The sequence below is a fragment of the Caballeronia arationis genome, assembly GCF_001544975.2.
Lineage (GTDB): Bacteria > Pseudomonadota > Gammaproteobacteria > Burkholderiales > Burkholderiaceae > Caballeronia > Caballeronia arationis.
The window spans coordinates 22,177-46,398 of the sequence record NZ_FCOG02000009.1 but is presented as its reverse complement, the minus strand read 5'-3'; the positions used below and the strand labels follow the sequence as shown (position 1 = coordinate 46,398).

Sequence of the window (24,222 nt, the reverse complement as noted above, 5' to 3'; positions counted from 1 at the left end):
CTATCCTGAAGGATGTTCCAGCCGATCCGTTGAACAAGTCTCGAAAGGGGTCAAGCCATGCCGGGTTCAACCGCCGAAAAGCGCGCAACGTTTCGCGCGTTGCACGATCAGGGTTGCTTCGTGTTGCCGAATCCGTGGGACATCGGAAGCGCCCGCTATCTGGAGAGTCTCGGCTTCAAGGCGCTCGCCACCACGAGCGCCGGTTTCGCATGGACGCTCGGCCAGCCTGACAACGGCGTCACGCTCGAACAGGTACTCGCCCATCTTCGCGACATGGTGTCGGCTACCGACCTGCCGTTGAACGCGGACTTCGAGAACGGCTTCGCACACGATCCAGCCGAAGTCGCCAACAACGTGCGGCTCGCGCTCGATACCGGCATCGCGGGTCTTTCGATCGAAGATGCAACCGGAGACGCCGGCAATCCGATCTATCCGCTCGACGTCGCGATAGCGCGCATCGAAGCGGCTCGACGCGCGTTCGACGAAGCCGGCGGCGATGCGATGCTGATCGGCCGCGCGGAAAACTATCTGCACGGGCGCAATGATTTGCGCGACACCATCGCCCGCCTGGTCGCTTATCGCGACGCGGGCGCAGACTGCCTATACGCGCCGGGCCTTAAGACTCGCGAACAGATTGCCGAAGCGGTCGCGGCCGTGGCACCGGCACCGCTGAACCTGCTGGTGAGTTCCGCGACGGACCTCACCTTGGACGACATCGCGAAACTGGGCGTGAGGCGCATCAGCGTCGGCAGCGCGCTGGCTCGCACCGTGTGGGGCGAGTTCATGCGCGTGGCGCAGTCGCTTGCGAGCGGGAGCTTCGACGGGTTCGCCAAAGCGGCTTCGAATCCGCAGCTCGACGCGTTTTTTCCGAAAAAGCGCTAGCGATCCGGCGTTTCCGCCGTGCTACTCGCGCGGCCACACTCCCGACGACCCTCTGCGGTGACTGTCGACGAGATGCGTATCGACGATGCCCGTCGCTTCCATGAGCGCGTGCATCGTCGTCGGGCCGACGAAAGCGAAGCCCTTCGCGCGCAGTGCCTTGCTCAATGCAATTGATTCGGCCGAGGTGGTCGGGATGTCGGAAATGAGCCTGGGCGCGGGCGTGACCGCCGGCTTGAACGACCAGATGAACGCGGCAAATCCGCCTTCATCGCGCAGACGGACGGTCGCCCGTGCATTTCCGATGGTCGCGAGAATCTTGGCGCGGTTGCGAATGATGCGCTCGTTGGACATCAGGCGCTCGATGTCCTTTTCCGAAAAAGCCGCGACGGCGTCCGGGTCGAAATCGAGGAATACTTCGCGGAAAGCGTCGCGCTTGCGCAGGATCGTCGCCCACGAAAGTCCCGACTGGAACGCTTCGAGGCTCAGGCGTTCGAACAGCCCGCGCTCGTCGCGCACCGGCATTCCCCATTCGGTGTCGTAATACGCCTGCAGCAAGGAATCCGTCGCGGCCCACGGCGGACGCGCGAGACCATCGACGCCGACGATCACGTCGACGGGTTGCGCCCGCAGAGGGCGAGCCGCTTTCCCTGCTGCCTCGTTCGCCACTTTTTTCGCCGCGGGCTTTGCGGGTTGACTGTTCTTCTTCGTGACCACGTGTGCCTTGTTTGTCGATTCGCAGTTTTCTGACCGTTCCATCTTATCCAACACACGAATCGTTTTCGCACAATTTGTCTTCGACACATCGACGCGGTCCGCCTCGCACGGCAAAGCGCCTACACTGTGTCCTTCCCTGTCACTCACGCGAGCCGGGACAGTTCGCGTTCGCAAAGACTCATGGCTACACCCGCCCGTCAGGCTACGACCACGCTGGAACTCCCGTTCAAGGCTCCATTCGACTGGACCCATCTGCTCTCGTTCATCGCGGGGCGGGCGTCGGCGGGAGTCGAATCGGTCGAAGGGAACACCTACCGCCGCGCGATCGAATGGAACGGAGACAGCGGCACGATCGAGGTCACGCGTCATCCGCGCAAGCATCGGCTCATCGTGACGATCGATGGCGACGTGCAGCGCCATCAAGAGGATCTCGCTGCGCCCATCGCCCGCATGTTCGACCTGCACGCCGACCCGAAGGAAATCGACCGGACGCTGTCAGCCGACCCGTGGCTCGCGCCTCTGGTCGAAGCCGCGCCGGGACTGCGCGTGCCGGGCGCGTGGTCGGGCTTCGAACTCGTCGTCCGGACGATCGTCGGGCAACAAGTGAGCGTGAAGGGCGCATCGACGATCATGAGCCGCATCGTGCAGCGCGCGGGCAAGCGCATCGACGGCCATCCGCATGAAGGCACCGCCTGGCGATTTCCGACGCCTGCCGAACTGGCCGCGGCCGATCTCGAACTCATCGGCATGCCGACGAAGCGGATCGCCACCGTGCAGCGCTTCGCACAGGCCGTCGCGAGCGACGCACTGCCGCTCGACACGCCCGGCGCCGATCCGCTCGCGCTGCAGCGGGACATGCTCGCGATGCCGGGGATCGGGCCGTGGACTGTCGGCTATGTCGCGATGCGCGCATTGCGCGATCCCGACGCGTGGCCGGAGGCCGATCTCGTGCTGATGCAGGCCATCGCGCGGCGCGACCCGACGCTCGCGAAGGCGGCGCAGAAGCGCGCAAGGACCGAACGGTGGCGGCCGTGGCGCGCGTATGCAGCGATGCATCTATGGAACGGCGTCGCCAGGGAAACGGGCCTTGCGCGAGGCGGCTAGCCGGGATGCCCGGGCGGTTCTGCGCTCTTTAGGGGCAGCTTAAGTTTCGCTTAAGAAAGCGGACTTAGCCTCGGACCTCCTTCTTGCACCGCGCACGGCCGTATCGGCGGCCTCGCTTTTCGATGTTTTTGCCGCTCTCCGCTTTCACCTCGACGATTCTCCTGCCGTTCCGTCCGCAGCTCGAATAGCGCCGGCCGCTCCCCGCTCGCGGCGGCCTGCGCCGCGCCTTTTCACCCGACGCACGTGCCGCGCGCTGCGTCGTCTGTGCCGGCTTCCTCTCCCGATGGCTCGTCTCGCTTCCATAGCCCTGCCCGCCAAGGCAGGCAAAATCGTTTTCGCTTGCGCACTCAGTTCGGTGTGTGCCGTGCTGATCCTCAACGCCGGCGCGCCGGGCAAGCCGGAAGCGTCCGACGTATCGCTCAAGGAGAGCGGCACTTCGGGCGAGGCGCGAACGCCGCCTGTGCCCAAGGCTGTGCCCGAACCGTCGCCCTACTCCGTGAATTCCGCGACCGTCGAGCGTACCTTCGCGGAGACCGCACAACGTCTCGGCATCGACGCGGGCACGACCGTCGCGTTAAGCCATGCTTTCGCCGACGAGATCGACTTCACGCACGACCTGAGAAAGGGCGACACGCTGAGCGCCGTGTACGACCGGCCGCATGAAGGCGCGCCGCCATCCACGGAGCCGCTCGCCGTGCGCCTCACGGTCGGCGACGACTCGCACGATGTGTTCCTGCATCGCAAGCTCGACGGCAGAGCCTTTTACTACTCGGAAGACGGAACGAGCACGACCCCCTCGTTCTCGCGCTATCCGCTGAGTTTCACGCGTATCTCGTCGGAGTTCTCGCATCGGAGGCTCGATCCGGTAACGCATCGATGGCAAAGTCATGACGGCGTCGATCTCGCGGCGCCCGCCGGTACGCCGGTCCATGCGACGGCTGCCGGCACAGTGAAGTTCATCGGCAGGCAGACGGGCTATGGCAAGGTCATCGTCATCCAGAATCCGCCGCCTTATTCGACGACGTTCGCGCATCTCTCGCGCTTCGCCAAAGGCATCAGGCGCGGCAGCAAGGTGCATCGCGATCAGGTGATCGCGTATGTAGGCGAGACCGGCTGGGCGACAGGACCGCATCTGCACTACGAGGTGCATGTCGATCATGTCGCGAAAGACCCGCTGACTGTCGCGCTGCCGCACGACGATCGCCTGCGCGGTGCAGAGCGCGAGCACTTTGCCAAAGAGGCGCACGGCCTGAGCGCATTGCTTTGAACGACTGGCGCAGCCGCAGAAGGTCGTGCTGTCTCAGCATTTCACACCGATGCCGCAATGTGCTCACGTAGCCATGAATGCGCCGGGTCGCGATGCGAGCGCTCATGCCAGAGCATGGCCATCTCGTAGCCCGGCACATCGACAGGCGGCTCGACAATCCTCAGACCAGGCGAATCGCGAACCAGCCGCTCGGGCAGCATCGCGACGAGATCGGTGTTCGCCACAACCGACATGACGAACAGGAAGTGCGGCACTGACAGCACGACGCGACGCGTGAGACCGGCTTCCGACAACACTTCATCCGTGACGCCGCGAAACCCGCCGCCATCCGGCGACACGATCACATGATCTAGTGCGCAGAATTGCGATCGCGTCGGTCTTCTTTTCAGGCGCGGATGACCCGCGCGCCCCGCCAGCACATATCGCTCGGTAAAGAGCGGACGGCGACGCAAGCCGGATGGAGCCTCGTCGCTCGTATGAAAAGCCAGATCGATCACGCCCTGCTCCGCTTGCCGCGCGATGTTTGGCGGAGCGAGTTCCAGAACCGCCAGCCGCGTGCGAGGTGCAGCCGTGCGCAATCCGCTCAATGCCGGCAGCAGAACGGTCGATTCGCTGTAGTCGGTCGCGGCGACGCGCCACGTATGGGTCGCCACAGCCGGGTCGAATGGACTGGCTGGCGACACGGCGCGTCCGAGCGCTTCCAGTGCCTCCCGCAAGGGCTCGCGCAACTCGTCGGCTCGCGCGGTGGGCCGCATGCCGCGTGGCCCCGGTAACAGCAGCGGATCGCCGAAGATGTCCCGAAGCTTCGCGAGATGCACGCTCACCGATGGCTGCGAGAAGTTCAGGCGTTCCGCCGCACGGGTGACGTTGTGTTCCGAAAGCAGGGCATCGAGCGCGACCAGCAGATTGAGATCGATCCGCCTGAGATTATTCATGGCAATACCTGCAATATTGGAAATTCATTTCCAATATACCGGGCGCAGACCTACCCTGCCTGCTTCTGGCAATGGAGGTCACACATGAATATTCTTTTGGTCTACGCCCATCCGGAACCCCGGTCGCTGAACGGCTCGCTCAGGAATTTTTCGGTCAGGCGACTCGAAGAGGCGGGACACGTCGTTCAGGTATCGGACCTGTATGCAATGAACTGGAAGGCGTCGCTCGATGAGAACGACAGCGGCGCCACGCAGCGCGATGCGCGCTTCGATCCCTCGCTCGACTCGAAGCATGCATTCGAACATGGCCTGCAAAGCGAGGACATCGCACGCGAGCAGGAGAAGCTGATGTGGGCGGACACGCTCATCCTGCAGTTCCCTCTATGGTGGTTCTCGATGCCCGCGATCCTGAAGGGCTGGGTCGAGCGCGTCTACGCTTATGGCTTCGCGTATGGGGTCGGCGAGCACTCCGACGCGCGCTGGGGCGATCGATATGGAGAAGGCACGCTCGCGGGCAAGCGGGCGATGCTGATCGTCACCGCGGGCGGCTGGGAGTCGCACTACAGCCCGCGCGGAATCAACGGACCGATCGACGACATCCTGTTCCCCATCCATCACGGAATTCTTTATTACCCGGGCTTCGACGTCCTTCCGCCGTTCGTGGTCTATCGTTCCGGCCGCACCGACGAAGCGCGATTCTCGGTGATGTGCGACGAACTCGGACGGCGCCTGGACGACCTCGCAAACACGACGCCGATCCCGTTTCGTCCACAGAACGCGGGAGCGTACGACATCCCCGGCCTCACGTTGCGCCCGGAGATCGCGGCTGACACAAACGGCTTCGCCGCGCACATCGGCTAGACGCATGTCAATGGCCGCCCGCGCCTGCCGCCCCGGCGCCCGCACCCTTGCCCGGCTTCGTGAGCCAGATGAGCGGAATGATCGCGACGAAGATCACGGCGGAGAGCCAGAAGATGTCGTTAAGCCCGAGCATCGCGGCCTGCGTGTTCAGCGAGCGCTCGAAGTATGCGAGCGCTTGCGGCGCGCTGCCGCCGAGCGACGCCTGCAGCGACCCGATCGCTTCGACGAAGGCCGGGTTGTGCACGCTCGCCTGATCGACGAGTTGCGAGTGATGCAGGATCGTCCGGTCGTTCCAGCCGGTGCTCGCGAGCGACGTTCCCACCGCGCCCGCGAACACCCGCACGAAGTTCGAGAGGCCCGCCGCCGCCGGAATCTTCGAAGGCGGCAGGCCAGAGAGAATGATCGCGGTGAGCGGCACGAAAAAGAGCGCCGTCGGAATGCCCTGCAGCAACGTGGGAACCACGAGCGTGACCGTATCGACACCCGTCGTGTAGTGCGAGCGCATGAAGAACACCGCCGCGAAGCCGACGAACGCGAGCGTTGCAAGCACGCGCGCATCGGACTTCGGCATGAGCTTGCCCATCACCGGCGCGAGCAGCACCGCGAAGATGCCGAGCGGCGCGGTCACGAACCCCGCATCGACGGAACGGTAGTTCAGATAGCCTTGCATCCATTGCGGCAGCAACACGAGGTTGGAGAAGAACACCGCATACGCGACTGAAATCGCCACCGTCCCGCCAAGAAAATTGCGTCCCGCGAAGAGCTTGATGTCGATCACCGGGTTCTTCTCGGTCAGTTCCCAGATCAGGAAGAACGCGAAGCTCACGAGCGCGAACACGCCCAGTCCGACGATGACGGGCGAGTTGAACCAGTCGAGATCCTTGCCCTTGTCGAGCATGATCTGAAGCGATCCGACCCACGCGATCAGCGAGATCAGCCCGACCGTGTCGATCGGAATGCGCTTCACCGGCGTCTCGCGGTCGCGGTAGATCGCCCACGTGACGCCCGCCGCAAAAAGGCCAACCGGGATGTTGATATAGAAGATCCACGACCACGAATAGCTGTCGGTGATCCAGCCGCCGAGCGCGGGCCCTGCGATCGGACCGACGGTCGCCGTCATCGCCCACAGTGCGAGCGCGTGCGAGCTCTTTTCCTTCGGATACGAGCCGAGCAGGATTGCCTGCGAAAGCGGAATCAGCGGACCCGCGACGGCACCCTGCAGAATCCGCGCGGCGAGCAGCACCGGCAGGTTCGGCGCGATGCCGCACAGCCACGACGAGACCACGAAGAGCAGGATCGCCCATACGAACAGCTTGATCTGCCCGACGCGCTGCGTGAGCCAGCCGGTCAGCGGAATCGCTATCGCGTTCGCGGCGGCGAAGAGCGTGATCACCCACGTTCCTTCATCGACGGAGACGCCGAGATTGCCGGCGATCGTCGGAATCGCGACGTTCGCAATCGACGAGTCCAGCACGTTCATGAACGTGGCGAGCGCGACGGCGAGCGTTGCAAGGACGAGCTTGCCGCCGGTGAGCGGCGCGGGGTTCTGGGTCGGGTTCATCGTGTCACCTGCATTGTCTGTGGCTGACTTGTCAGATATGTGGGTAAAAAAATCAGCCCGCGCGGCGCTTGCCGGAGGTTCGGGCAGGAACCTCCGCGACGGCGCGCTCCGGCATGTTCTGTTCGATGATCCGCTCGATCTCGGCGTCCGCTTCGTCGCCATACTTGCTGAACACGTCCGTGCGATACGACGTCGTGGTCGCGGCGCCGAGCTGCGTGCCGGATTCGTCGCGCGTCTCGACTTCCGCCTGCATCGAGAGCCCGATGCGCAACGGATGCGCCGCTAGTTCACGCTGATCGAGCCGGATGCGCACCGGCAGGCGCTGGACGACCTTGATCCAGTTGCCAGTCGCGTTCTGAGCGGGCAGCACGGCGAACGCCGCGCCCGTCCCGGCGGAGAAACCTTCGACATGTCCGTGGTACTGCACCTTCGACCCGTAGACATCGGCGACGAGCGTCACCGGCTGGCCGATGCGCATATGTGCCAGTTGCACTTCCTTGAAGTTGGCATCGACCCAGACGCCGTCGAGCGGGACGATGGCCATCAACGGCGTGCCGGGCGCGACCCGCTGTCCGACCTGCACCGAGCGGCGCGCGACATAGCCCGTCACCGGCGCCGGCAGCGTGTTGCGCGCGTAGTTGAGATAGGCATCGCGCACCTTCGACGCCGCGGCCTGCACGTTGGGATGCCGTTCGATCGACGTGCGGTCGGTGAGCGCGTGGTTCGCCTCCGATTGCTGGCGCACCGCGTCGAACGCCGCTTGCGCGGAACTCACGGCGTCGCGCGCATGAGCGATGTCTTCGCCCGACACGGCGCCCGTGCCCGCGACGGCCTGACGGCGCTTCAAATCGTCCATCGCGCGCGCGAGATCGGACTGGCGCTGCGCGACGGTCGCCGCGTAGAACTCGTTGTTCACGTAGAGGCTGCTCACCTGCCGCACGCTCTGTCCGAGCGTGGCTTCGGCGTTCGAGAGCGCCACTTTCGCGTCGGCCGCATCAAGCGTCACGAGCGGCGCGCCCTGCTTCACGATCTGGGTGTCGTCGGCGTCGACCGCGACGACCGTGCCGCTCACCTGCGGCGTCAGTTGCACGAGATTGCCGCTGACGTAGGCGTCGTCGGTCGCTTCATGAAAACGCGCCGTGGTGTAGTAGTACGTGCCGTAGCCCGCGCCCGCCACGACGATCGCCGCCGCGAGCAGCGACAGCAGCAGCTTGCGCTTGCCCGGGTGCTTCGATTCCGCACGTTGCGCGTTTTCGGGTTGTTCCGCCGTCGTCCGGGCGGAGGTGATCGTGTCGCTCATTTCAATGCTCCTGGTGAATGCGTGGACGTGCCCGCTTCAGCGCGCGGCAACGACGGGGTTTGCGGATTTCGGTTCGTCGCGTGCAGCGGCGTCGCTGTAGCCGCCGCCGAGCGCCGCCGCGAGCGCGATCTGCTGGTCGCGCCGGTTCATCTTCAGGTTCGCGACCGACTCGTCCGCCGCCAGCGCGTTCGTCTCGGCGTTGAGCACGGTCAGCTGGTTCGTCAGACCCGCCTTGTATTGCGTGAGCGCAAGTTCGTCCGCGCGACGGGCGGCGGCTTGCGCGACCTCGGCATCGACGAGTTGTGCATCCGTCGAGCGGATCTGCGCGAGTTGCGTCGCGACGGCGGAGAGCGCCGTCACGAGCGTCTGGTTGTAAGTCGCGACGGCGTAGTCGAATTCGGCGTAGCGGCCCTTCAACTGCGCGCGCAAGGCGCCGCCGTCGAAGATCGGCAGATGGATTGCCGAACCCGCCGACATTGTGCGGCTCGCGGCTGTCAGCAGCCGGCCGAAGCCGAACGCGTCGAGCCCGAGCGACGCGCTAAGATTGATGTCCGGATAGAACTCCGCCTTCGCCACCTTCACTTCGTGTGTCATTGAATCGACGCGCCAGCGGGCCGCGACGATATCCGGCCGGCGGCTCACAAGGTCGGCGGGCAGGTTGTCGGGCAGTCGCACTTCATCGCCGATACCGAGCGCCGGGCGCGCAATCGACAAGCCGCGATCCGGCCCCGCGCCGAGGAGCGCGGCGATCTGGTAGCGCGTCGAGGTGATGCTGCCGTCGAGCGCGGAGAGCGTCGCGCGGCTTGTCGCGAGGTTCGCCTGCGCGGTCTTGCGTTCGACTTCGGTGTCGAGGCCCGTCGCGATGCGGCCGGCCGTGATGCGGTCGATTTTTTCGCGCTGGACGATTTCCTGCTGCGCGATGTCGCGCAACGCATAAAGCCGCGCGAACTGGTTGTAGGCGCGCGCGATGGTCTCGTTGAGCGTGAGCTTGACGACTTCGGCATCGGCCTGACTCGCCTGAAGCTGCGACAGCGCGGCCTTGAGCGCCTCGCGGTTCTTGCCCCACAGGTCGAGGTCGTAGGAAGCCGAGAGCAGCGCCTTGTTCTCCGACTGCCACGATCCCGCGTACGGCGGCGGCACGAGCGCGTTAGACGAATACTGCTGGCGCGAGTATGAATACGATGCGCCGACCTGCGGCAGCGTATTCGCCTTCGCGGTTTCGCTGTACGCCGCCGCCGCGGCGACGCGCGCACGCGCCTGTTCGAGCGTGGGGCTGTCTTTCAGCGCTTCGTCGAGGAGCGCGCCCAATTGTGCGTCGCCGAACTGGTCGGCCCAGCGCGCCGCCGGCCAATGGCCTTGCTCGGCCGGCAGGCTTTGCTCCGTCGCGTACGACTGCGGCTGTGCGGTTTCCTTGTCGCTGTGAATGCCGGCGTAATTGGCGCACGCCGACAGCACCGCCACGAAGATCACCGTGACGCTCGCCTTCGCGATCCGCGCACTCACTGCATTTCCGTTTAACTGAGATTTCATTTTCTGACCTGTCAGATATTGGACCAAAAAAAAAGAGCGAGGCAGAGGTTCCGGCCCGCTCAGTCTTCGAGAAACTTGTACAGCAGACGGCGCAATTCCTGAAATTCGGTTTTGGTGAACTTCCTGAGACGGCTGTTCAGCACCACCGGCACGATTTCCGGCAGACGGGCGGCGACCTGCTCGCCGTCGCCGGTGAGCTTCAGATTGACCACCCGGCGATCCTCCAGACTGCGCGAGCGTTCCAGCAGCCCTTTGTCTTCGAGCTTGTCGAGCATGCGCGTCATCAGGCCGGTGTCGATACCGAGCAGTCTGGACAGTTCGAACGGCGTGGCGGCGACGCCCCGACGCATCGACAACAGAATCCCCATTTGCTGGCTGGTGATGCCCAGGTCTTTCAGGGCGGCGTCCATCTCCGTGACGAGGACGTTGCGCGCCTTGTTGATGGCGAAACCCACGCTTTGTGTCAGGCTGAAATTGTCCGGTGTGTAGTGATCCATGAGCGGCTCCCCCGTCGATGGAGCGAACAATATCTGCATAATCAGATATTGTCAATGTGAGATTCTGGTCTTTTTTATCGGACCTGACGCCTACGATTTCCCGCTATACGAGCGTCCGCACTGGTTATCTCAAATTAGCCGAAACTGGTCGTTTTCGAAGGCCAGTCGAGAGCGTAGTCTTCACTCATCGCATCGCTGCATGCGTTCAACCCCTCAGGAGCCAATCATGGAACAACGTCTCGACTTCTACAAAGCAAACCCCGCCGCCATCGAAGCGCTGGTCGGTGTCGAAAAGCGCATCGGCAAGTCGGCGCTCGAAAAATCGCTGACGGAACTGGTTCGCCTGCGTGCGTCGCAGATCAACGGCTGCGCGTACTGCGTCGACATGCACACGACCGACGCACGCAAGGGCGGCGAAACCGAGCGCCGCCTGGCGACAGTCGTCGTGTGGCGCGAAACGCCGTTCTTCACCGACCGCGAACGCGCCGCGCTCGAATGGACCGAAGCCCTGACGCTGGTGTCGCAGGAACACGTGCCCGACGCGGTGTGGGACGCTGTGCGTCCGCACTTCAGCGACGAAGAACTCGTCGACCTGACCCTGCTCGTCTCGGCCATCAACGCATGGAACCGCTTTGCGATTTCGTTCCGCAAGCTGCCGGCCTGAGATAACGCGAATCCGTCATTCGAACCGCCGCGGCGCACGCGGCCACTTCAGTCAGTCATCGTTTCCAGGAGAAAAGTCGTGAAAGTCATGCATGTGGATGCGAGCGCGAAGCGCGAACGATCCAACTCGCGGGCGTTGAGCCGATTCTTCATCGAGCGTCTGCGCGCCGAGGGTGTGGACGTCGAAATCGACTACCTCGACGTCACGGTCGATACCCCGCCGCACGTCACCGAAGCGTTCGCCATCGCCACCTACACGGCGGCGGAAGACCGCACGCCGGCGATGAAAGCGACGCTCGCCGCCTCCGACGCTTTGTGCCAGCGCCTGCTCGAAGCCGACGCGCTCGTGTTCGCCATGCCCATGTACAACTGGTCGATGCCTTCCGCGTTCAAGGCTTTCGTCGACAGCGTCACGCGCACCGGCCTCACGTACGTAAATACGGAAGACGGCCGCATCGAAGGTCAGCTCGGACGCCAGAAGGTGATCTTCATTACCAGCCGCGGCGCCGATCTGCGTCCGGGCACGCCGTTCTCATCGATGGACGCGCTCACGCCGTCGCTCCGGGCCGCGTTCGGGTTCCTCGGCGTCGCGGAGCCGACCTTCGTCGATGCGCAGCCGCTCCAGTTCTCGGATCAGGAAGCACGCACACAAGCGCTCGAACGGGCACGCGGCGAGTTGTCCGCGATCGCGTCGCGCTGGGCGCAAGTCGAATTGTCATCGGACGTAGAAGAGGAAGCAGACGCGATCTGATCGAAACGAATTTCATGGCCGATCCAGCGAAATAATCTATTCGGATACCGAATCATCTGGCCGTCGGATACTTACTGCTGGCATCAATCCGAACATTGCACTCTCAGGAGAATCATTATGAATATCCGCTCAATGGCGGCAGCCGCGCTCGCCGTGCTGTCCCTCGCGACGGCTTCGCAAACCACCTTCGCAGCCGATGCCGCCGCGCACGAAACGATTACACCCGCGTTGGCCGAATCGATTCCGAACGTTCCCGGCAAGACGATGACCGCGCTGGTCGTCGAGTATGCGCCCGGCGCCAAGTCGCCCTCGCATCGGCACGGGCAGGCTTTCGTCGTCGGCTATGTGCTCTCGGGCGCGATCCGCAGCCAGGTCGATGGCGGCGAGGAACGCGTCTTCCACGCGGGCGAGCACTGGACCGAAAAGCCCGGCGCGCATCACACGGTGAGCGAAAACGCGAGCGATACCGAACCGGCGAAACTGCTCGCCATCTTCATCGCGGACACGAAGGACAAGAATCTCGTCACGTTCGACAAAAAGTGACCGCTGACGCCGTGCAGCACGGCGGTTCCAGCACAACCTGACCACCCACGACCGGATCGCGATTCGCGCTTCCGGTCGTTTCAATTTTCCCCGAGGCCGTTCCATCTCGCTTCTCCCTTCAGACGAATCCGCACCACCGCCCACGCATTAGAAAACGATTAACTCAAATGGAGCCTGCCACTGCGGCCTGTCAGGCCTAACCTCGGGAAATCGAGCACTAGCCAATCTCCGGCAAACCCACTATTCTTAAAAAACGTTTTCCAAACCCGGCAGACGCAGCGCCCGGCAAGCCCCGCCGCGCGACGCAACGGCCCCCGGCGCTCGTCGCCATTACCGATCAGAGAGCGCGGCACGACGAGCGATGCCGCGCAACGGAGACACTCATGAACACTGCCGTCGCCGGCGTCGTACGCGCCGCCAGCCGCTACCGCTGGACCGTGTGCGCGCTGCTATTCTTCGCGACCGTCATCAACTACATGGACCGGCAGATTCTCGGCCTGCTCGCGCCGCTCCTGCAGCACGACATCGGCTGGACGCAGATTCAGTACGGACGGATCGTGATCGCGTTCTCGGCGTTCTACGCCGTGGGCCTGCTGTGTTTCGGCCGGATCGTTGACTGGCTCGGCACGCGGGTTTCCTACGCGCTCGCCATGCTCATATGGAGCATCGCCGCGATGCTGCACGCGGCGGTCGGCTCGGTAACCGGCTTCGCGATGGTCCGTGCGCTCCTCGGCATCGGCGAAGGCGGCAATTTCCCGGCCGCGATCAAGACCACGGCGGAATGGTTTCCGCGCCGTGAACGCGCGCTCGCAACCGGCATCTTCAACTCTGGCGCAAACATCGGCGCCGTGTTCGCACCCGCGATCATTCCGCCGCTCGCGCTCGCCTTCGGCTGGCGCGCGGCGTTCGTGATCATCGGGGCGATCGGCATTGTCTGGCTGGGCTTCTGGTTCGCGTTCTACCGCTCGGCCGACCCGCGCTCCCGCGAAGATGAAATGGCCGAAGGGCAGGACGAAGTCGAAGCGCTCGATGCCGCCAACGTCAACGCCCGCGCGCCGGGCTGGGGCGTGCTGATCAAGAAGCGCCAGACGTGGGCGTTCATCATCGGCAAGTTCCTGACCGACCCGGTGTGGTGGTTCTACCTGTTCTGGCTGCCGAAGTGGCTCAACGAATCGCGCGGCATGGACATGCAGCACATCGGCCTGCCGCTCGTCGTCATCTACGCGATGACCACCATCGGCAGTATCGGCGGCGGCTGGATTTCGTCGGCGCTGTTGCGTGCCGGCTGGAGCGTGAACGGCGCGCGCAAGACCGCGATGCTGATCTGCGCATGCTGCGTGCTGCCGATCGCGTTCGTCTCGCAAGTCGACAACCTGTGGGGCGCGGTGGCCATCGTCGGTCTCGCGGCTGCGGCGCACCAGGGCTGGTCGGCGAATCTGTTCACGACGGCGTCGGACCTGTTCCCGAAGCGTGCGCTCGGCGCCGTGGTCGGTATCGGCGGAATGGCCGGTTCGATCGGCGGCGTGCTGTTCTCGGAAGTGATCGGCCAGGTGCTGCAACGCACGGGCCACTACTGGGTGCTGTTCGCCATCGGCGCATCGGCATATCTCATCGCCTTCGCGATCATGCACCTCCTCACGCCGCGCATGCAGCCGGCGAAACTCGAGGTCTGAAGCAATGCGGCGCCCGCCTGATTCGACTCGCGGGCGCCGCGTTTCAACGGCAGGGCGCCGTCGAATCCCTCACGATCAGCCGCGGTTCGAACATCGAATGGCCGGTATCCGGATGACCCGCGAGCGCGTCGATGAGCTTCTGCATCGCGAGCTCGCCCATCTTTTCGCTCTGCACGTCGACGGTGGTCAGCGCGGGCGATGCGTACTCGCTGTAGGGAACGTTGTCGACGCCCGTCACCGACACGTCCTGCGGCACGCGAATTCCGAGCGACGCGGCTTCCTTCATGAAACCGAGCGCGATCAGGTCGTTGTAGCAGATCACCGCCTGCGGCCGGTGCGGCCCGAGCATCACGCGCGAGCAGGCATGTTCGCCCGCGCGGGCGGTCGGCGCGTGGGCGTCGTGAACTTCGAGCGTGAGCCCCACTTCGTCGAGACACTCGCGCACGCCGCGAATCCGCTCGTCGTTGATGCGCGCCTGCCCGAAGCCGAGATACGCGATCTGGCGATGCCCGAGGTTCAGCAGATGCCGCGCGAGCATGTAGGCGGCAAGCCGGTTGTCGATACCGACGCTCGGAATCGGCAACTCGTCGCTGCGGCGCAGAAGGACGATCGGTTTGTCGAGATCGAGCATCCACTTGGCCTCCTCGTCGGAGAGACGCGAACTCACGATCAGGCCGTCGACGCGCTGCGCGAGCGCTTCGATCAGCGGACGTTCGCGAGCCTGCGTTTCGTCGATGTCGACGAGCAGCAATGTGTAGTCGTGCCGCAGCGCAATGCGGTTCGCGCCTTTCACGACGTTCGTGAAGTGCGGATTGCTGATGTCGAGAATCGTCAGCCCGATGGTGCGCGTGCGCCCGGTGATCATCGAGCGCGCGAGAGGGTTCGAGCGGTAGCCGAGTTCTTCGATGGCCGCCTTGAGCTTCGCTTCGACGGGCGCGGAGAAGCGCTGCGCGCCGTTCATGTACTTGGATACCGTCGCCACCGACACGCCTGCAGCGGCGGCAACGTCGCGAATCGTCGGGGAAAGTTTTTTCATACCGGAGGGTAACGTTTTCTCTGTCTGTTAACGGATTGTCGCAGAAAACGCGATTCGCGGGCGTACGCCGGGCAGGCGATCCTCTCGGGGAAACCGCCACCGGCAGGCGCCAATTGACGATGAGCAACAGCCGCCGCTATAGTACGGAAAACGTTTTCCTTAATCAAATTCTTGAAGCATCCTGGAGGAAATTCCCATGAACCAGACACGCAAACCGTTTCGCCGTCTGCTCCTGACCGGCGCGGCCGGCAATCTGGGCTGTCAGCTTCGCAGCGCGCTCGCGAACTGGGCTGACACCGTGCGCGTGAGCGATATCGCCGCGCTCGGCGAACCCGCGCCGCACGAGGAAACGAACGTCGTCGACCTGTCCGACCGCGAGGCGGTGATGCATCTCGTCGAAGGCGTCGATGCGATCGTGCATCTCGGCGGCATTTCAATCGACGCACCGTTCGACGACCTGATCGAAGCGAACATCCGCGGCACTTACAACCTCTACGAAGCGGCCCGCAAGCACGGCGTGAAGCGCGTCGTGTTCGCGAGTTCGAATCACGCGATCGGTTTTCATCCCGTCACCGACGTGCTCGACGCGGACTCGCCGCAGCGTCCGGACAGCCTCTATGGCGTCACGAAATGCTTCGGCGAATCGCTTTCGCGCTATTACTACGACCGCTTCGGCATCGAGACGGTATGCCTGCGCATCGGCTCGTCGTTCGAGGAGCCGAAGAATCCGCGCATGCTGGTCACGTATCTGAGCTACCGGGATTTCATCGAGCTCGTGCGGTGCTCGCTGTTCACGAACCGCGTCGGGCACGTGGTGGCGTATGGCGCGTCGAACAATCCGGTCAAGTGGTGGGACAACACGAAGGCGGCGTTCCTCGGCTTCAACCCGCGCGACAGCTCCGTGCAATTCGCCGAGCGCTTCCCGGCATCGGCGCCGACCGACGACCACGATGATCCCGCTCAGCGCTTCCAGGGCGGCCCGTTCGTGCTCGGCGAGCCGATGGAGCGCAGCCGATGAGCGCCGCGCCGCGCGTGGAGCGGCTGGAGGCGGCCGGCCGCGCGACAGTCGGCGAGTGTCCCGTGTGGCACGCGGGCGAAGCGGCGCTCTACTGGGTCGACATTCCGGCGCGGAAGATCGTCCGGCTGGAGATCGCGAGCGGGCGTCGCAGCGAGTGGGCGATGCCGGAACAGGTCGCGTGCTTTGCGTTCGACCGCGACGGCACAGTGCTCGCGGGGCTCGAAAGCGGGATCTTCGCGGTGACGCTGGATAGCGCCGATGTCACGACGCGCCGCCTCGCCGCGCCTGATTTCGCGGCGGATGGCATGCGCTTCAACGACGGCCGCTGCGACCGCCAGGGCCGCTTCTGGGCCGGCACGATGGTGCAGGACATGTCGCTTGCCAGCACGGCCGGCGCGCTCTATCGCTTCGACGCGGAGGGCACGCTGTCGTCACCGGTGGTGGACGGCTTGATCACGCAGAACGGCCTCGCGTGGTCGCCGGATGGCGCGACCATGTATCTGTCGGATTCACATCCGACGCGGCGGCTCGTGTGGGCATTCGATTTCGACATCGAAGCCGGCACGCCGCACAATCGCCACGTCTTCGCCGACCTGCATCACTATTCGGGCCGCCCGGACGGCGCTGCCGTCGACGCCGACGGCTGCTACTGGACCTGCGCGAACGATGCCGGCCGGCTCCTGCGTTTCACCCCGCAAGGCCAGCTCGACCGCGAGATCGCGGTGCCGGCAAGCAAGCCGTCGATGTGCGCATTCGGCGGCAGCGAACTCGACACCCTGTTCGTCACCTCGATCCGCCCGGGCGCGAACGCGAACGACGACGACGGACACGTGTTCACGCTGCGCCCGGGCGTGAAAGGATTGCCCGAGCCGCTCTACGCCGGGAGTTTGCCGGTCGCGTAACGGTGGCGTTTTCGCCGCACGCGCAAAAAGCCTCAGAGACCGAAGCCCAGTTGCTCCTTGCCGAGCGCAGTCAAACTGGCCTCGGTCGCCCTTCCGGCAAAATCGACTTCGAAATGGTCGGCCGGGAAATCGGGCGGACTCTCTCCCTTCACGAACGCCGGCAACTGGCGCCGCAAATAGGCGTCGTTCTTCGCGCAGGCCGGCGCCGCCGAGATGTACATCACGTTGCTGTGACCCGTTCCGCGATGCACATCCTCCACCGCGTGAATCACGTCGCTATGCCAGAACACGGTGTCGCCGGCCTGCATCTGCGGAATCGACGACAGCGCCTCCTGCAACAGACCGTGCCACTCCGGCTTGATGGACAACGCGCGCCCCGGCAACGCACCGCACAGATCGTCGTCGGCGACGTCGTCCTGCAGCGCGCGCAACAGCACATAGACCATCGCGTTCGCGATCGGCACGATTTGCAGCGTGCCGTCGCCGGGGCCTTGCGGCGTCAGCGCGGTCCAGCCCTGGAACGTGCGGAACATCGAGCAGACGGCCGGCGACGGAACCTCGCGCACTTCGGGCCGGTAGGCGGCATCGAAGGCGTCGTAGCGGCGCCAGTCGCCGCTGAACACATGCCGATAGACGCGCCTGAAGTTGTCGTCGAGCCATCGCTCGACCGAGCCGCCGTCGCAATGCGCCGACAACCCGAGCGACTCCGATCCGGGAGGCCGGCGGCGCAGGCGGTCGGCGTATACCGGAACCCGCTCGGGATCGAAATGGACGCGGCCTTCGCTCTCCCATTTCCACAGGCGGTTAAGGAACACGCGCGTTTGGGTGAGTTCGGGCGACTGCCGGGCCTCGACCTGCGGCCCCGACCAGTAGATGCCGTAGATCTGCGGCTTGCTCGACGCGAGATTGCCGAAGTACTTGTCTTCGGCCCGATGCTCGAGTTTCTCGTCGAGCAGGTTTTCCTCTACATACGCGGCCACGCGCGCATCCCACTCGCTCGCGCGTTCCGGCGTGAAAACGCCCCGCACGACGCACGCGCCGCGATCCTTGACGAGCGCAATCTGTTCGTCGCTGACCCGACCCGCCGCGATGTCCGCGAAGCGGATTTCGGGGATCACCGAGTCGCCGCGCCCTCGCTCTTTCACGATGAAGGCAACCTTTCGCTCGATCTCTGCCTCGACCTGCCTGAAAACTTCCCTGTAGTCGGGCAGCGCCGCCCGGAGCTGTCGTTTCACTGCGCGAATCGCAGCCGGCAAGTCGTCGATATGAAGGGCATCCATGGCGTCTCCTGATGTTTTCGAATGCCCCCAGCTTAGTCCGATGCGCCCTCTCCGAGTGATACCATACGGTCAAGTTCTTTGCGCTTTCGGCCATGAAGCCTTCCTACGAACGCGTCGCGATGGGCACCGGCTGCTCGGTGCGCGTCTTTCATCGAAAGTTGCCGCGCATCCCTTTCGAATGGCATCACCATCCCGAGTACGAACTCACTCTGACGATGAACAGCCGCGGCAAGCGCTACATCGGCGACTCGATCGCGACCTACGAAGGCGACGATCTCGTGCTCGTGCCGCCGGACCTGCCGCATACGTGGTCGTCGAATCGTTCGATCGACGGCAGTGCGCCGCAGGTCGCCATCGTCGTGTGGTTCAGCGGCGACTGGGCGCGGCGGGTGGCCGACTGTTGTCCGGAGTTCGAGGCGCTGCATCGGCTGCTGAGGCGCGCCGCGTGCGGGCTGGCGTTTGGTCCCGAAGCGGGCGCAGCGCTGCGCGCGCGTGCCGGGGGACTTCTTTCCGACTCGCCGCGCGAGCGGCTCGGCGTCGTGCTCGATGCGCTATGCGCGCTCGCCGATGAAGACGCCAAGCCTCTGGCATCGCCGAGCGCGTTCGACGTCGGCAGGGCCGGACGCCCGTCGGGCCACGAGCCGGAGCGGCTCAATCGCGCGCTGGCGGTGATCGAGGCGCGCTTTGCCGAGCGGCTGACGGTCAGTGAACTGGCGGCGGCCGCGAGGCTCTCCGAACGCACGCTCAATCGCTATTTCGTGCAGCATCTCGGCGAGAGTGCGGGGCGATATGTGAACCGCGTGCGCGTCGGTCACGCTTGCCGGATGCTCGCCGATACGTCGTGGCCGGTCTCGGTGATTGCGGCACGGTCCGGCTTTCCGAATGTCGCCCATTTCAACCGCCAGTTCCGCGCGCTCAAGGAGACGACGCCGGCGGCCTACCGGAAGGAGTTTGCCGGCGCGGCGCGTCAGGCGGGCGACAGCGAACCGCTTGAGTCGCGCTCGCCTTCGCTGGAGCGACGCTGATCCGCCTAACCGCCGAAGCGCGGTTCCGGCAATCCTCTGACTCCGAGTCCCGTCACCGCGAACAGTCCGCCCTTGTCGCGCTCTTTCTGCGGGATGCCCCACATCGGGCGCCCCATCGTCGTGACATACAGCGTATCCAGATTCGGGCCGCCGAACATCACGCTCGTCAGGTTGCGCACCGGAAACGGCACGACGCGATCGAGCGTGCCATCTGGCGCGTAGCGCAAAATCCGCCCGCCGAACACGAGCGCCGACCAGATGTAGCCTTCCGCATCGACGGTCGCGCCGTCGAAGGTCCCGGCCATGTCGCGCGCCGAAGCGAACACGCGCCGGTTCGACGCGGCGCCCGTTTCGATGTCGTAATCATAGGCGTACATCTGCTTGTCGTAGGTGTCCGTGAAATACAGCGTGCGATTGTCCGGGCTCCAGCACGGGCCGTTCGAGCAACTGATCCCGCCGTCGAGCCGGGTCACCTTGCCGTTCGTATCCAGCCGGTACAGCCCGCCGCTTCGCGTCGGGCGCTGTCCGCGATCCGCATCGTAGCGGTCGAAGTCGTAAGCCATCGTGCCCGCAATGAAACGGCCTTTGCGATCCACCTTGCCGTCGTTGAAGCGCGTCTCGGGATCGTCGCTTTCCGGGTCCGCGATCAGTTGGACCGTCTGCTTGTCGAAGTCGTAGAAGTGCAGGCCGTTCGCGAGCGCGACCACCGCGCCACCCTTCTCCCGCAGCGCCATCGAGCCGATATGACGCGGCACGAAAAAGCGCTCGACTTCGCTGCCGTCCGCACGGCAACGGTAGATCTCGGCGGCAGTACTGTCGATCCAGTAGAGCCGCTCCTCCTTCACATCCCAGAGCGGCCCTTCGCCGAGGTGATTGTTCGCATCGACCAGCAATCGCGTTTCGATCATCGTCGTCTCCGTATTTGGTTTAGCGGCGCTTCAGTCCTGTTCCTTCTTCGCAACCGTGCGGCGATGGGCGAGCAGCGCCATCAGCCTGCGATCGCGCCAGCGGCTGCGCGTTTCGATGTCGCCGCGATCGAGCACCGCGCGGCGTTCGGCATCGAGCTTCGCGATCGTGTCGGGCGACCAGTCGAACGGCACGCGCTGCGCTGCAATCGAGCGATAGGTGCCGCCATAGCGATCCGCGTAGTCCTGCACGCCGCCCGGCGCGTTCAGGTCGATGGTCTCGAACGGGCCCATGAAGGACCAACGCATGGCGAGGCCGTCGCGCATGACCGTGTCCAGATCGGCGGCGCTCGCGTAGCCTTGCTCGTAGAGACTCATTGCTTCGTCGAGCACGGCGCCTTGCAGGCGGTTGAGCAGGAAGCCTGCTATCTCGCGATTGACGGTTACCGGCTTCTGCCCCGCTTCTTCATACAACGCGCGGGCGCGCTCGAGCGTCTCGCGCGAGGTCCAGGGTGCGCCGCACAGTTCGACGAGCGGCACGAGCGAAGGCGGATTCACCGGATGCCCGACGAGGCAGCGCGCGCGACCGTGCAAGCCTTCGGTGAATGTCGACGCGGGCAGGCCCGAAGTGGAACTGGACAGCAGCGTCTCGGGTTTGGTCAGGCGGTCGAGTTCGGTGAAGAGCGCGCGCTTCGCCTCGACGATCTCCGCGATGTTCTCCTGCACGAGTTCGACGTCGCGCACGGCGTCCGCGAGACTCGCGCACGGCGTGATGCGCGCGACGATCTTCCCGGCATCTTCATCGATCAGGCCGAACTCGGCCAGGTCGCGAACGCTTTCGCTTATCGCCGGCAGCGCGCCGTCCAGCATTGCGAGGTCCGCATCGTGCAGGTTCACGTGAAAGCCCGCGCGCGCGAAGACAATCGCCCACGCTCGGCCGATTCGTCCTGAGCCGATCACCGCTATTCGTCGATTCGCCATCGAATGTCTCCTGGATCGTGTTTTGCACCGTTTGATGGTTCTGCGCTTCTATGGAACTTGCTTTCTTTGTGGTCTATTTGCTCTGCCCCTGTCCGGGGCGGGACTTACTTTCTTTGCTGCTGCAAAGAACGTAAGCAAAGAAAGCAGCTAGGGGGTCAGCGATATTAGGACGTGACCACACTTGCACTACCGAGTGGCCCAGCGCCTAAGTGTCGCCCTCAAAGGACCCTCCCGGCTTGGCACGCGCACGCACTGACACCCCTCGCACTCCAACAGAGTGGTATGCACTGCGTTCCGGTCCGTCCGCGCTTCGCTCGGACGACGGGCGTCCGAAAACCAGCGGATTGCAACGACCGCGAAGCCAAACCGCACGACTGATGTACCTCTCGTCCAGCGAAGCGAAAACGGATGAATGACTGCTGTGCCAACTCGTTCACTGTGCGATTTCACAGTGCGTGCCGCGCGCCAAGCCCTGAAGTCCTTTGAGGGCGACACTTAGGCGCTGGGCCAATCGGTATTGCCAGTGCGTTGCCGTCCTAAGACTGCTGCCTGAAAAAGCTGCTTTCTTTGGTTACTTTCTTTGCAGCAGCAAAGAAAGTAACTGCCGCCCCGCACAGGGGCAGAGCTAATAGACCAATACCAATACAAGTTCCATTGAAGGAAGCGCGAGGCGCATGAACCCGCTCAAAAAACTCAAGCCTTCTTGTCCCGCAGCGTAATCACCGCTGCCAACACGACGAGTCCATTGATGATGTCGCGCACGGCCGGCGGCACCGTCGTCCCCGCGAGCAGCGTACCGAGCGCGGTGAGCAGCAGCGCGCCGCCGAACACGCCGAGATAGTGTCCGCGCCCGCCGGTAATCAGCGCGCCGCCCACGACGACGACCGCAATCGACGGCAGCAGATACGGATCGCCCATGCCGAGGAACGCCTGGCTGCTGAAGCCCGCAAGCAGCAACCCGACGATCGCGGAGCAAAGCCCCGAAAGACAGTACACGGCGATAAGCGTCGCGCCTACGCGCACGCCAGAAAGCTTCGCTGCGACCTGCGAATTGCCAACCGCATAGACGCGGCGCCCGAACGCAGTGCGATGCAGCAGCAACAACGCGACCGCAAGAAAGAGCGGCACGCTCCACGCCGCGAGCGAGAGCGGACCGAAGCGGCCGTTCGTGAACTCGCTGATCGAAGACGGTGCCCAGCCTTGCGGCGAGCCGTTGCAATAGATCAGCGTGAGGCCTTGCAGCAAACCGTTTGCGGCAAGCGTGACGACGATGGGCGGCAGCCCCAGCACCACGACCCCGACGCCATTGAACACGCCGACGAGCAGCCCGACGCCCAGCACGAGCGGCACCGCCCACACCGCCGCGCCGTTCAGGCCATGCGTGAGGCCAGTAAGCAGCACGCCCGACAGCGTGATGAGCCACGGCATCGACAAGTCGAGGCCGCCCGTGAGGATCACGGCGCCCTGGCCGAGGCCAAGGATCGCGAGAAACAACGTGAGCGTGAGCAGGCTGCTGTAGAAGTTCGCGCTCGCGAGCACGCCGGGACCGTAGACGAACCCGGTGATCACGACTACCGCGATGAACAGCAGATACGCGGGCATCACATACTTGACCCATTCGCGATTGCGCTCGATCCAGTCTCCGATCGCACGGCCCTTCAGTTCCGTGTTGTCGATCGGACGAAAGTTCTCTACTTCGAAACTGACGCGGCGCGCATCGCCGCTATCCTGCGCGCGCGTCCCGGTTCGCAGCGCCTTGATCCATTGCGACGCATAGCGCGCACAGTGATGCGCAGCGGACTGCTTGCCGATGGACGAGCCGAGCACCGCGAGAATCAGGATCACCGCTTCGGCGATCGTCGTGAAGAACGCCGACACGTTCAGCACGAGCAGGATGTTCACCGTGATCATCAGCGTCATCGCGGCGAACACGGTGCCGACGCATCCGCCGCGTCCACCGCCGAGCCACGTCCCGCCGAGCACGACCGTCGTGAACATCGAAAGCAGGAGCGGCCGGCCGACGAGCGGGTCTGCGGACCCCGTCTGCGCCGACACGTAAAGACCCGCCGCCGCGTAGAACATGCCGGCGAGCGCGTAAGTCGCGATGCGGTAGCGCGTCACCGGCATGCCGTTCGCGTACGCGCCGTCCGGATCGCTGCCGAGCGCATAGAGGCCCACGCCGAAGCGCGTGCGCTTCACGAACGACCAGACGATGAGCGCGAGCACGAGCACTGCGGCCGACATCGGCACCTTGTCGGGAATCAGGTCCGATGTGACGAACGCGCCGAACTGTTCGCCGATGCTCCCGCCCGGCTTGTTCTGGATGAGGAGAGTGAGCCCTTGCACCATGAACATCGTCGCGAGCGTGACGACGATGGACTGCAAGCGAAACCACGCGATCACCGCGCCGTTCACGAGCCCGATGCCGCCGCCGATTGCGAGAATGAGCGCGACGCCGCCCCACTGTTCGAGCGGCGTGCCCTGCACGAAGCGCACCGCGAGCACGTTCGAAAGCGACACGACCGCCGACGCCGACAGGTCGAAGCCGCCCGAGAGCACGACGATGGTCTGTCCGATCGCCGCGAGCGCGAGCGTCGTGCTGCTCGATATGACCGAACCGATGTCGTACAGGCCGACGGGCGTCGCGGAAAGCGACACCCACGCGACCAGCATCGCGAGCAATGCACCAATGGCGATGATCAGGCCGCGGTAATGGTCGATGCGCGCGCCGAGCCCGACACGCGCGCCGGGTCGCACGATCTCGCTATCGGGAGACGCAATGGCGTTGTTCATG

At 64.6% G+C, this 24,222-nt stretch carries 22 protein-coding genes; 11 read left to right on the top strand and 11 right to left on the bottom strand.

The annotated features are described in order from the left end of the window. Positions 1-57: 57 nt before the first annotated feature. A complete protein-coding gene (locus tag AWB81_RS07530) occupies positions 58-882 on the top strand; it encodes an isocitrate lyase/PEP mutase family protein (RefSeq protein WP_062633773.1) in 825 nt (274 codons plus the stop codon). Positions 883-903: 21 nt separating this feature from the next. On the opposite strand, the gene AWB81_RS07525 is transcribed toward AWB81_RS07530, so the two are convergent. Continuing rightward, positions 904-1,596 carry a DNA-3-methyladenine glycosylase I gene (locus AWB81_RS07525; protein ID WP_235025743.1) on the bottom strand — a complete coding sequence of 231 codons (693 nt, stop codon included), beginning with the start codon at positions 1,594-1,596 and terminating at the stop codon, positions 904-906. Between the two features lie 180 nt (positions 1,597-1,776). Here AWB81_RS07525 and AWB81_RS07520 point away from each other — a divergent pair, with 180 nt between their 5' ends. Both AWB81_RS07520 and AWB81_RS07515 read left to right on the top strand, forming a co-directional pair. Continuing rightward, complete coding sequence (locus tag AWB81_RS07520) at positions 1,777-2,700, top strand: DNA-3-methyladenine glycosylase family protein (RefSeq protein WP_062633771.1); 924 nt, start codon at positions 1,777-1,779, stop codon at positions 2,698-2,700. 364 nt (positions 2,701-3,064) lie between these two features. Continuing rightward, entirely contained in the window at positions 3,065-3,967 is a 903-nt protein-coding gene (locus AWB81_RS07515; RefSeq protein ID WP_235025742.1) for a peptidoglycan DD-metalloendopeptidase family protein, read from the top strand. A gap of 41 nt (positions 3,968-4,008) precedes the next feature. On the opposite strand, the gene AWB81_RS07510 is transcribed toward AWB81_RS07515, so the two are convergent. Then, entirely contained in the window at positions 4,009-4,902 is an 894-nt protein-coding gene (locus AWB81_RS07510; protein WP_062633769.1) for a LysR family transcriptional regulator, read from the bottom strand. 84 nt (positions 4,903-4,986) lie between these two features. On the opposite strand from AWB81_RS07510, the gene AWB81_RS07505 reads away from it, so the two are divergent. Continuing rightward, positions 4,987-5,763, top strand: coding sequence for an NAD(P)H-dependent oxidoreductase (locus AWB81_RS07505; protein WP_062633767.1), 777 nt, complete (start codon positions 4,987-4,989; stop codon positions 5,761-5,763). A gap of 7 nt (positions 5,764-5,770) precedes the next feature. Here AWB81_RS07505 and AWB81_RS07500 read toward each other — a convergent pair whose 3' ends face one another. Genes AWB81_RS07500 through AWB81_RS07485 form a run of 4 tightly spaced genes read right to left on the bottom strand, consistent with a single transcriptional unit; the run spans position 5,771 to position 10,651 of the window. Further along, a complete protein-coding gene (locus AWB81_RS07500) occupies positions 5,771-7,324 on the bottom strand; it encodes a DHA2 family efflux MFS transporter permease subunit (RefSeq protein ID WP_062633765.1) in 1,554 nt (517 codons plus the stop codon). 52 nt (positions 7,325-7,376) lie between these two features. After that, the gene (locus tag AWB81_RS07495; RefSeq protein ID WP_062633762.1) at positions 7,377-8,624 is read right to left on the bottom strand and encodes an HlyD family secretion protein; all 1,248 of its coding nucleotides are present in this window, start codon (positions 8,622-8,624) and stop codon (positions 7,377-7,379) included. 36 nt (positions 8,625-8,660) lie between these two features. Then, positions 8,661-10,154: an efflux transporter outer membrane subunit gene (locus tag AWB81_RS07490; protein WP_062633760.1), complete on the bottom strand. Its 1,494-nt coding sequence runs from the start codon at positions 10,152-10,154 to the stop codon at positions 8,661-8,663. 59 nt (positions 10,155-10,213) lie between these two features. Further along, the gene (locus AWB81_RS07485) at positions 10,214-10,651 is read right to left on the bottom strand and encodes a MarR family winged helix-turn-helix transcriptional regulator (protein ID WP_062633758.1); all 438 of its coding nucleotides are present in this window, start codon (positions 10,649-10,651) and stop codon (positions 10,214-10,216) included. Positions 10,652-10,877: 226 nt separating this feature from the next. Between AWB81_RS07485 and AWB81_RS07480 the strand changes: the two genes are divergently transcribed. From AWB81_RS07480 to AWB81_RS07465, 4 genes are all read left to right on the top strand, one after another. Next, complete coding sequence (locus tag AWB81_RS07480) at positions 10,878-11,315, top strand: carboxymuconolactone decarboxylase family protein (RefSeq protein ID WP_062633756.1); 438 nt, start codon at positions 10,878-10,880, stop codon at positions 11,313-11,315. A gap of 78 nt (positions 11,316-11,393) precedes the next feature. Next, positions 11,394-12,065, top strand: a complete 672-nt coding sequence (locus tag AWB81_RS07475; protein ID WP_062633754.1) for an FMN-dependent NADH-azoreductase — start codon at positions 11,394-11,396, stop codon at positions 12,063-12,065. Positions 12,066-12,182: 117 nt separating this feature from the next. Continuing rightward, on the top strand, positions 12,183-12,608 hold the full coding sequence (locus AWB81_RS07470; protein WP_062633752.1) for a cupin domain-containing protein: 426 nt from the start codon (positions 12,183-12,185) through the stop codon (positions 12,606-12,608). Positions 12,609-12,991: 383 nt separating this feature from the next. Further along, the gene (locus tag AWB81_RS07465) at positions 12,992-14,281 is read left to right on the top strand and encodes an MFS transporter (protein WP_062633750.1); all 1,290 of its coding nucleotides are present in this window, start codon (positions 12,992-12,994) and stop codon (positions 14,279-14,281) included. A 43-nt stretch (positions 14,282-14,324) separates the two neighbouring features. Here AWB81_RS07465 and AWB81_RS07460 read toward each other — a convergent pair whose 3' ends face one another. Beyond that, positions 14,325-15,317: a LacI family DNA-binding transcriptional regulator gene (locus tag AWB81_RS07460; RefSeq protein WP_062633748.1), complete on the bottom strand. Its 993-nt coding sequence runs from the start codon at positions 15,315-15,317 to the stop codon at positions 14,325-14,327. 196 nt (positions 15,318-15,513) lie between these two features. Between AWB81_RS07460 and AWB81_RS07455 the strand changes: the two genes are divergently transcribed. Together AWB81_RS07455 and AWB81_RS07450 are read left to right on the top strand one after the other, a co-directional pair. After that, the gene (locus AWB81_RS07455) at positions 15,514-16,335 is read left to right on the top strand and encodes an NAD-dependent epimerase/dehydratase family protein (protein WP_062633746.1); all 822 of its coding nucleotides are present in this window, start codon (positions 15,514-15,516) and stop codon (positions 16,333-16,335) included. After that, positions 16,332-17,237: an SMP-30/gluconolactonase/LRE family protein gene (locus AWB81_RS07450; RefSeq protein WP_062633744.1), complete on the top strand. Its 906-nt coding sequence runs from the start codon at positions 16,332-16,334 to the stop codon at positions 17,235-17,237. Before AWB81_RS07455 ends, AWB81_RS07450 begins: the two co-directional genes overlap by 4 nt. Before the next feature lie 32 nt (positions 17,238-17,269). Here the strand turns inward: AWB81_RS07450 and AWB81_RS07445 are convergent, their stop codons facing one another. Then, positions 17,270-18,517 carry a DUF1479 domain-containing protein gene (locus tag AWB81_RS07445; protein ID WP_062633742.1) on the bottom strand — a complete coding sequence of 416 codons (1,248 nt, stop codon included), beginning with the start codon at positions 18,515-18,517 and terminating at the stop codon, positions 17,270-17,272. Between the two features lie 92 nt (positions 18,518-18,609). Between AWB81_RS07445 and AWB81_RS07440 the strand changes: the two genes are divergently transcribed. After that, entirely contained in the window at positions 18,610-19,542 is a 933-nt protein-coding gene (locus tag AWB81_RS07440; RefSeq protein WP_062633735.1) for a helix-turn-helix domain-containing protein, read from the top strand. Positions 19,543-19,547: 5 nt separating this feature from the next. Here the strand turns inward: AWB81_RS07440 and AWB81_RS07435 are convergent, their stop codons facing one another. The 3 genes from AWB81_RS07435 to AWB81_RS07425 form a co-directional block, all read right to left on the bottom strand. Then, positions 19,548-20,450 (bottom strand): SMP-30/gluconolactonase/LRE family protein, encoded by a 903-nt coding sequence (locus tag AWB81_RS07435; RefSeq protein ID WP_062633733.1) that lies wholly within the window; start codon positions 20,448-20,450, stop codon positions 19,548-19,550. A gap of 30 nt (positions 20,451-20,480) precedes the next feature. Then, positions 20,481-21,428, bottom strand: coding sequence for a 3-hydroxyacyl-CoA dehydrogenase (locus tag AWB81_RS07430; RefSeq protein ID WP_062633731.1), 948 nt, complete (start codon positions 21,426-21,428; stop codon positions 20,481-20,483). A gap of 693 nt (positions 21,429-22,121) precedes the next feature. Then, positions 22,122-24,221, bottom strand: a complete 2,100-nt coding sequence (locus tag AWB81_RS07425) for an ABC transporter permease (RefSeq protein ID WP_062633729.1) — start codon at positions 24,219-24,221, stop codon at positions 22,122-22,124. Position 24,222 lies beyond the last annotated feature (1 nt).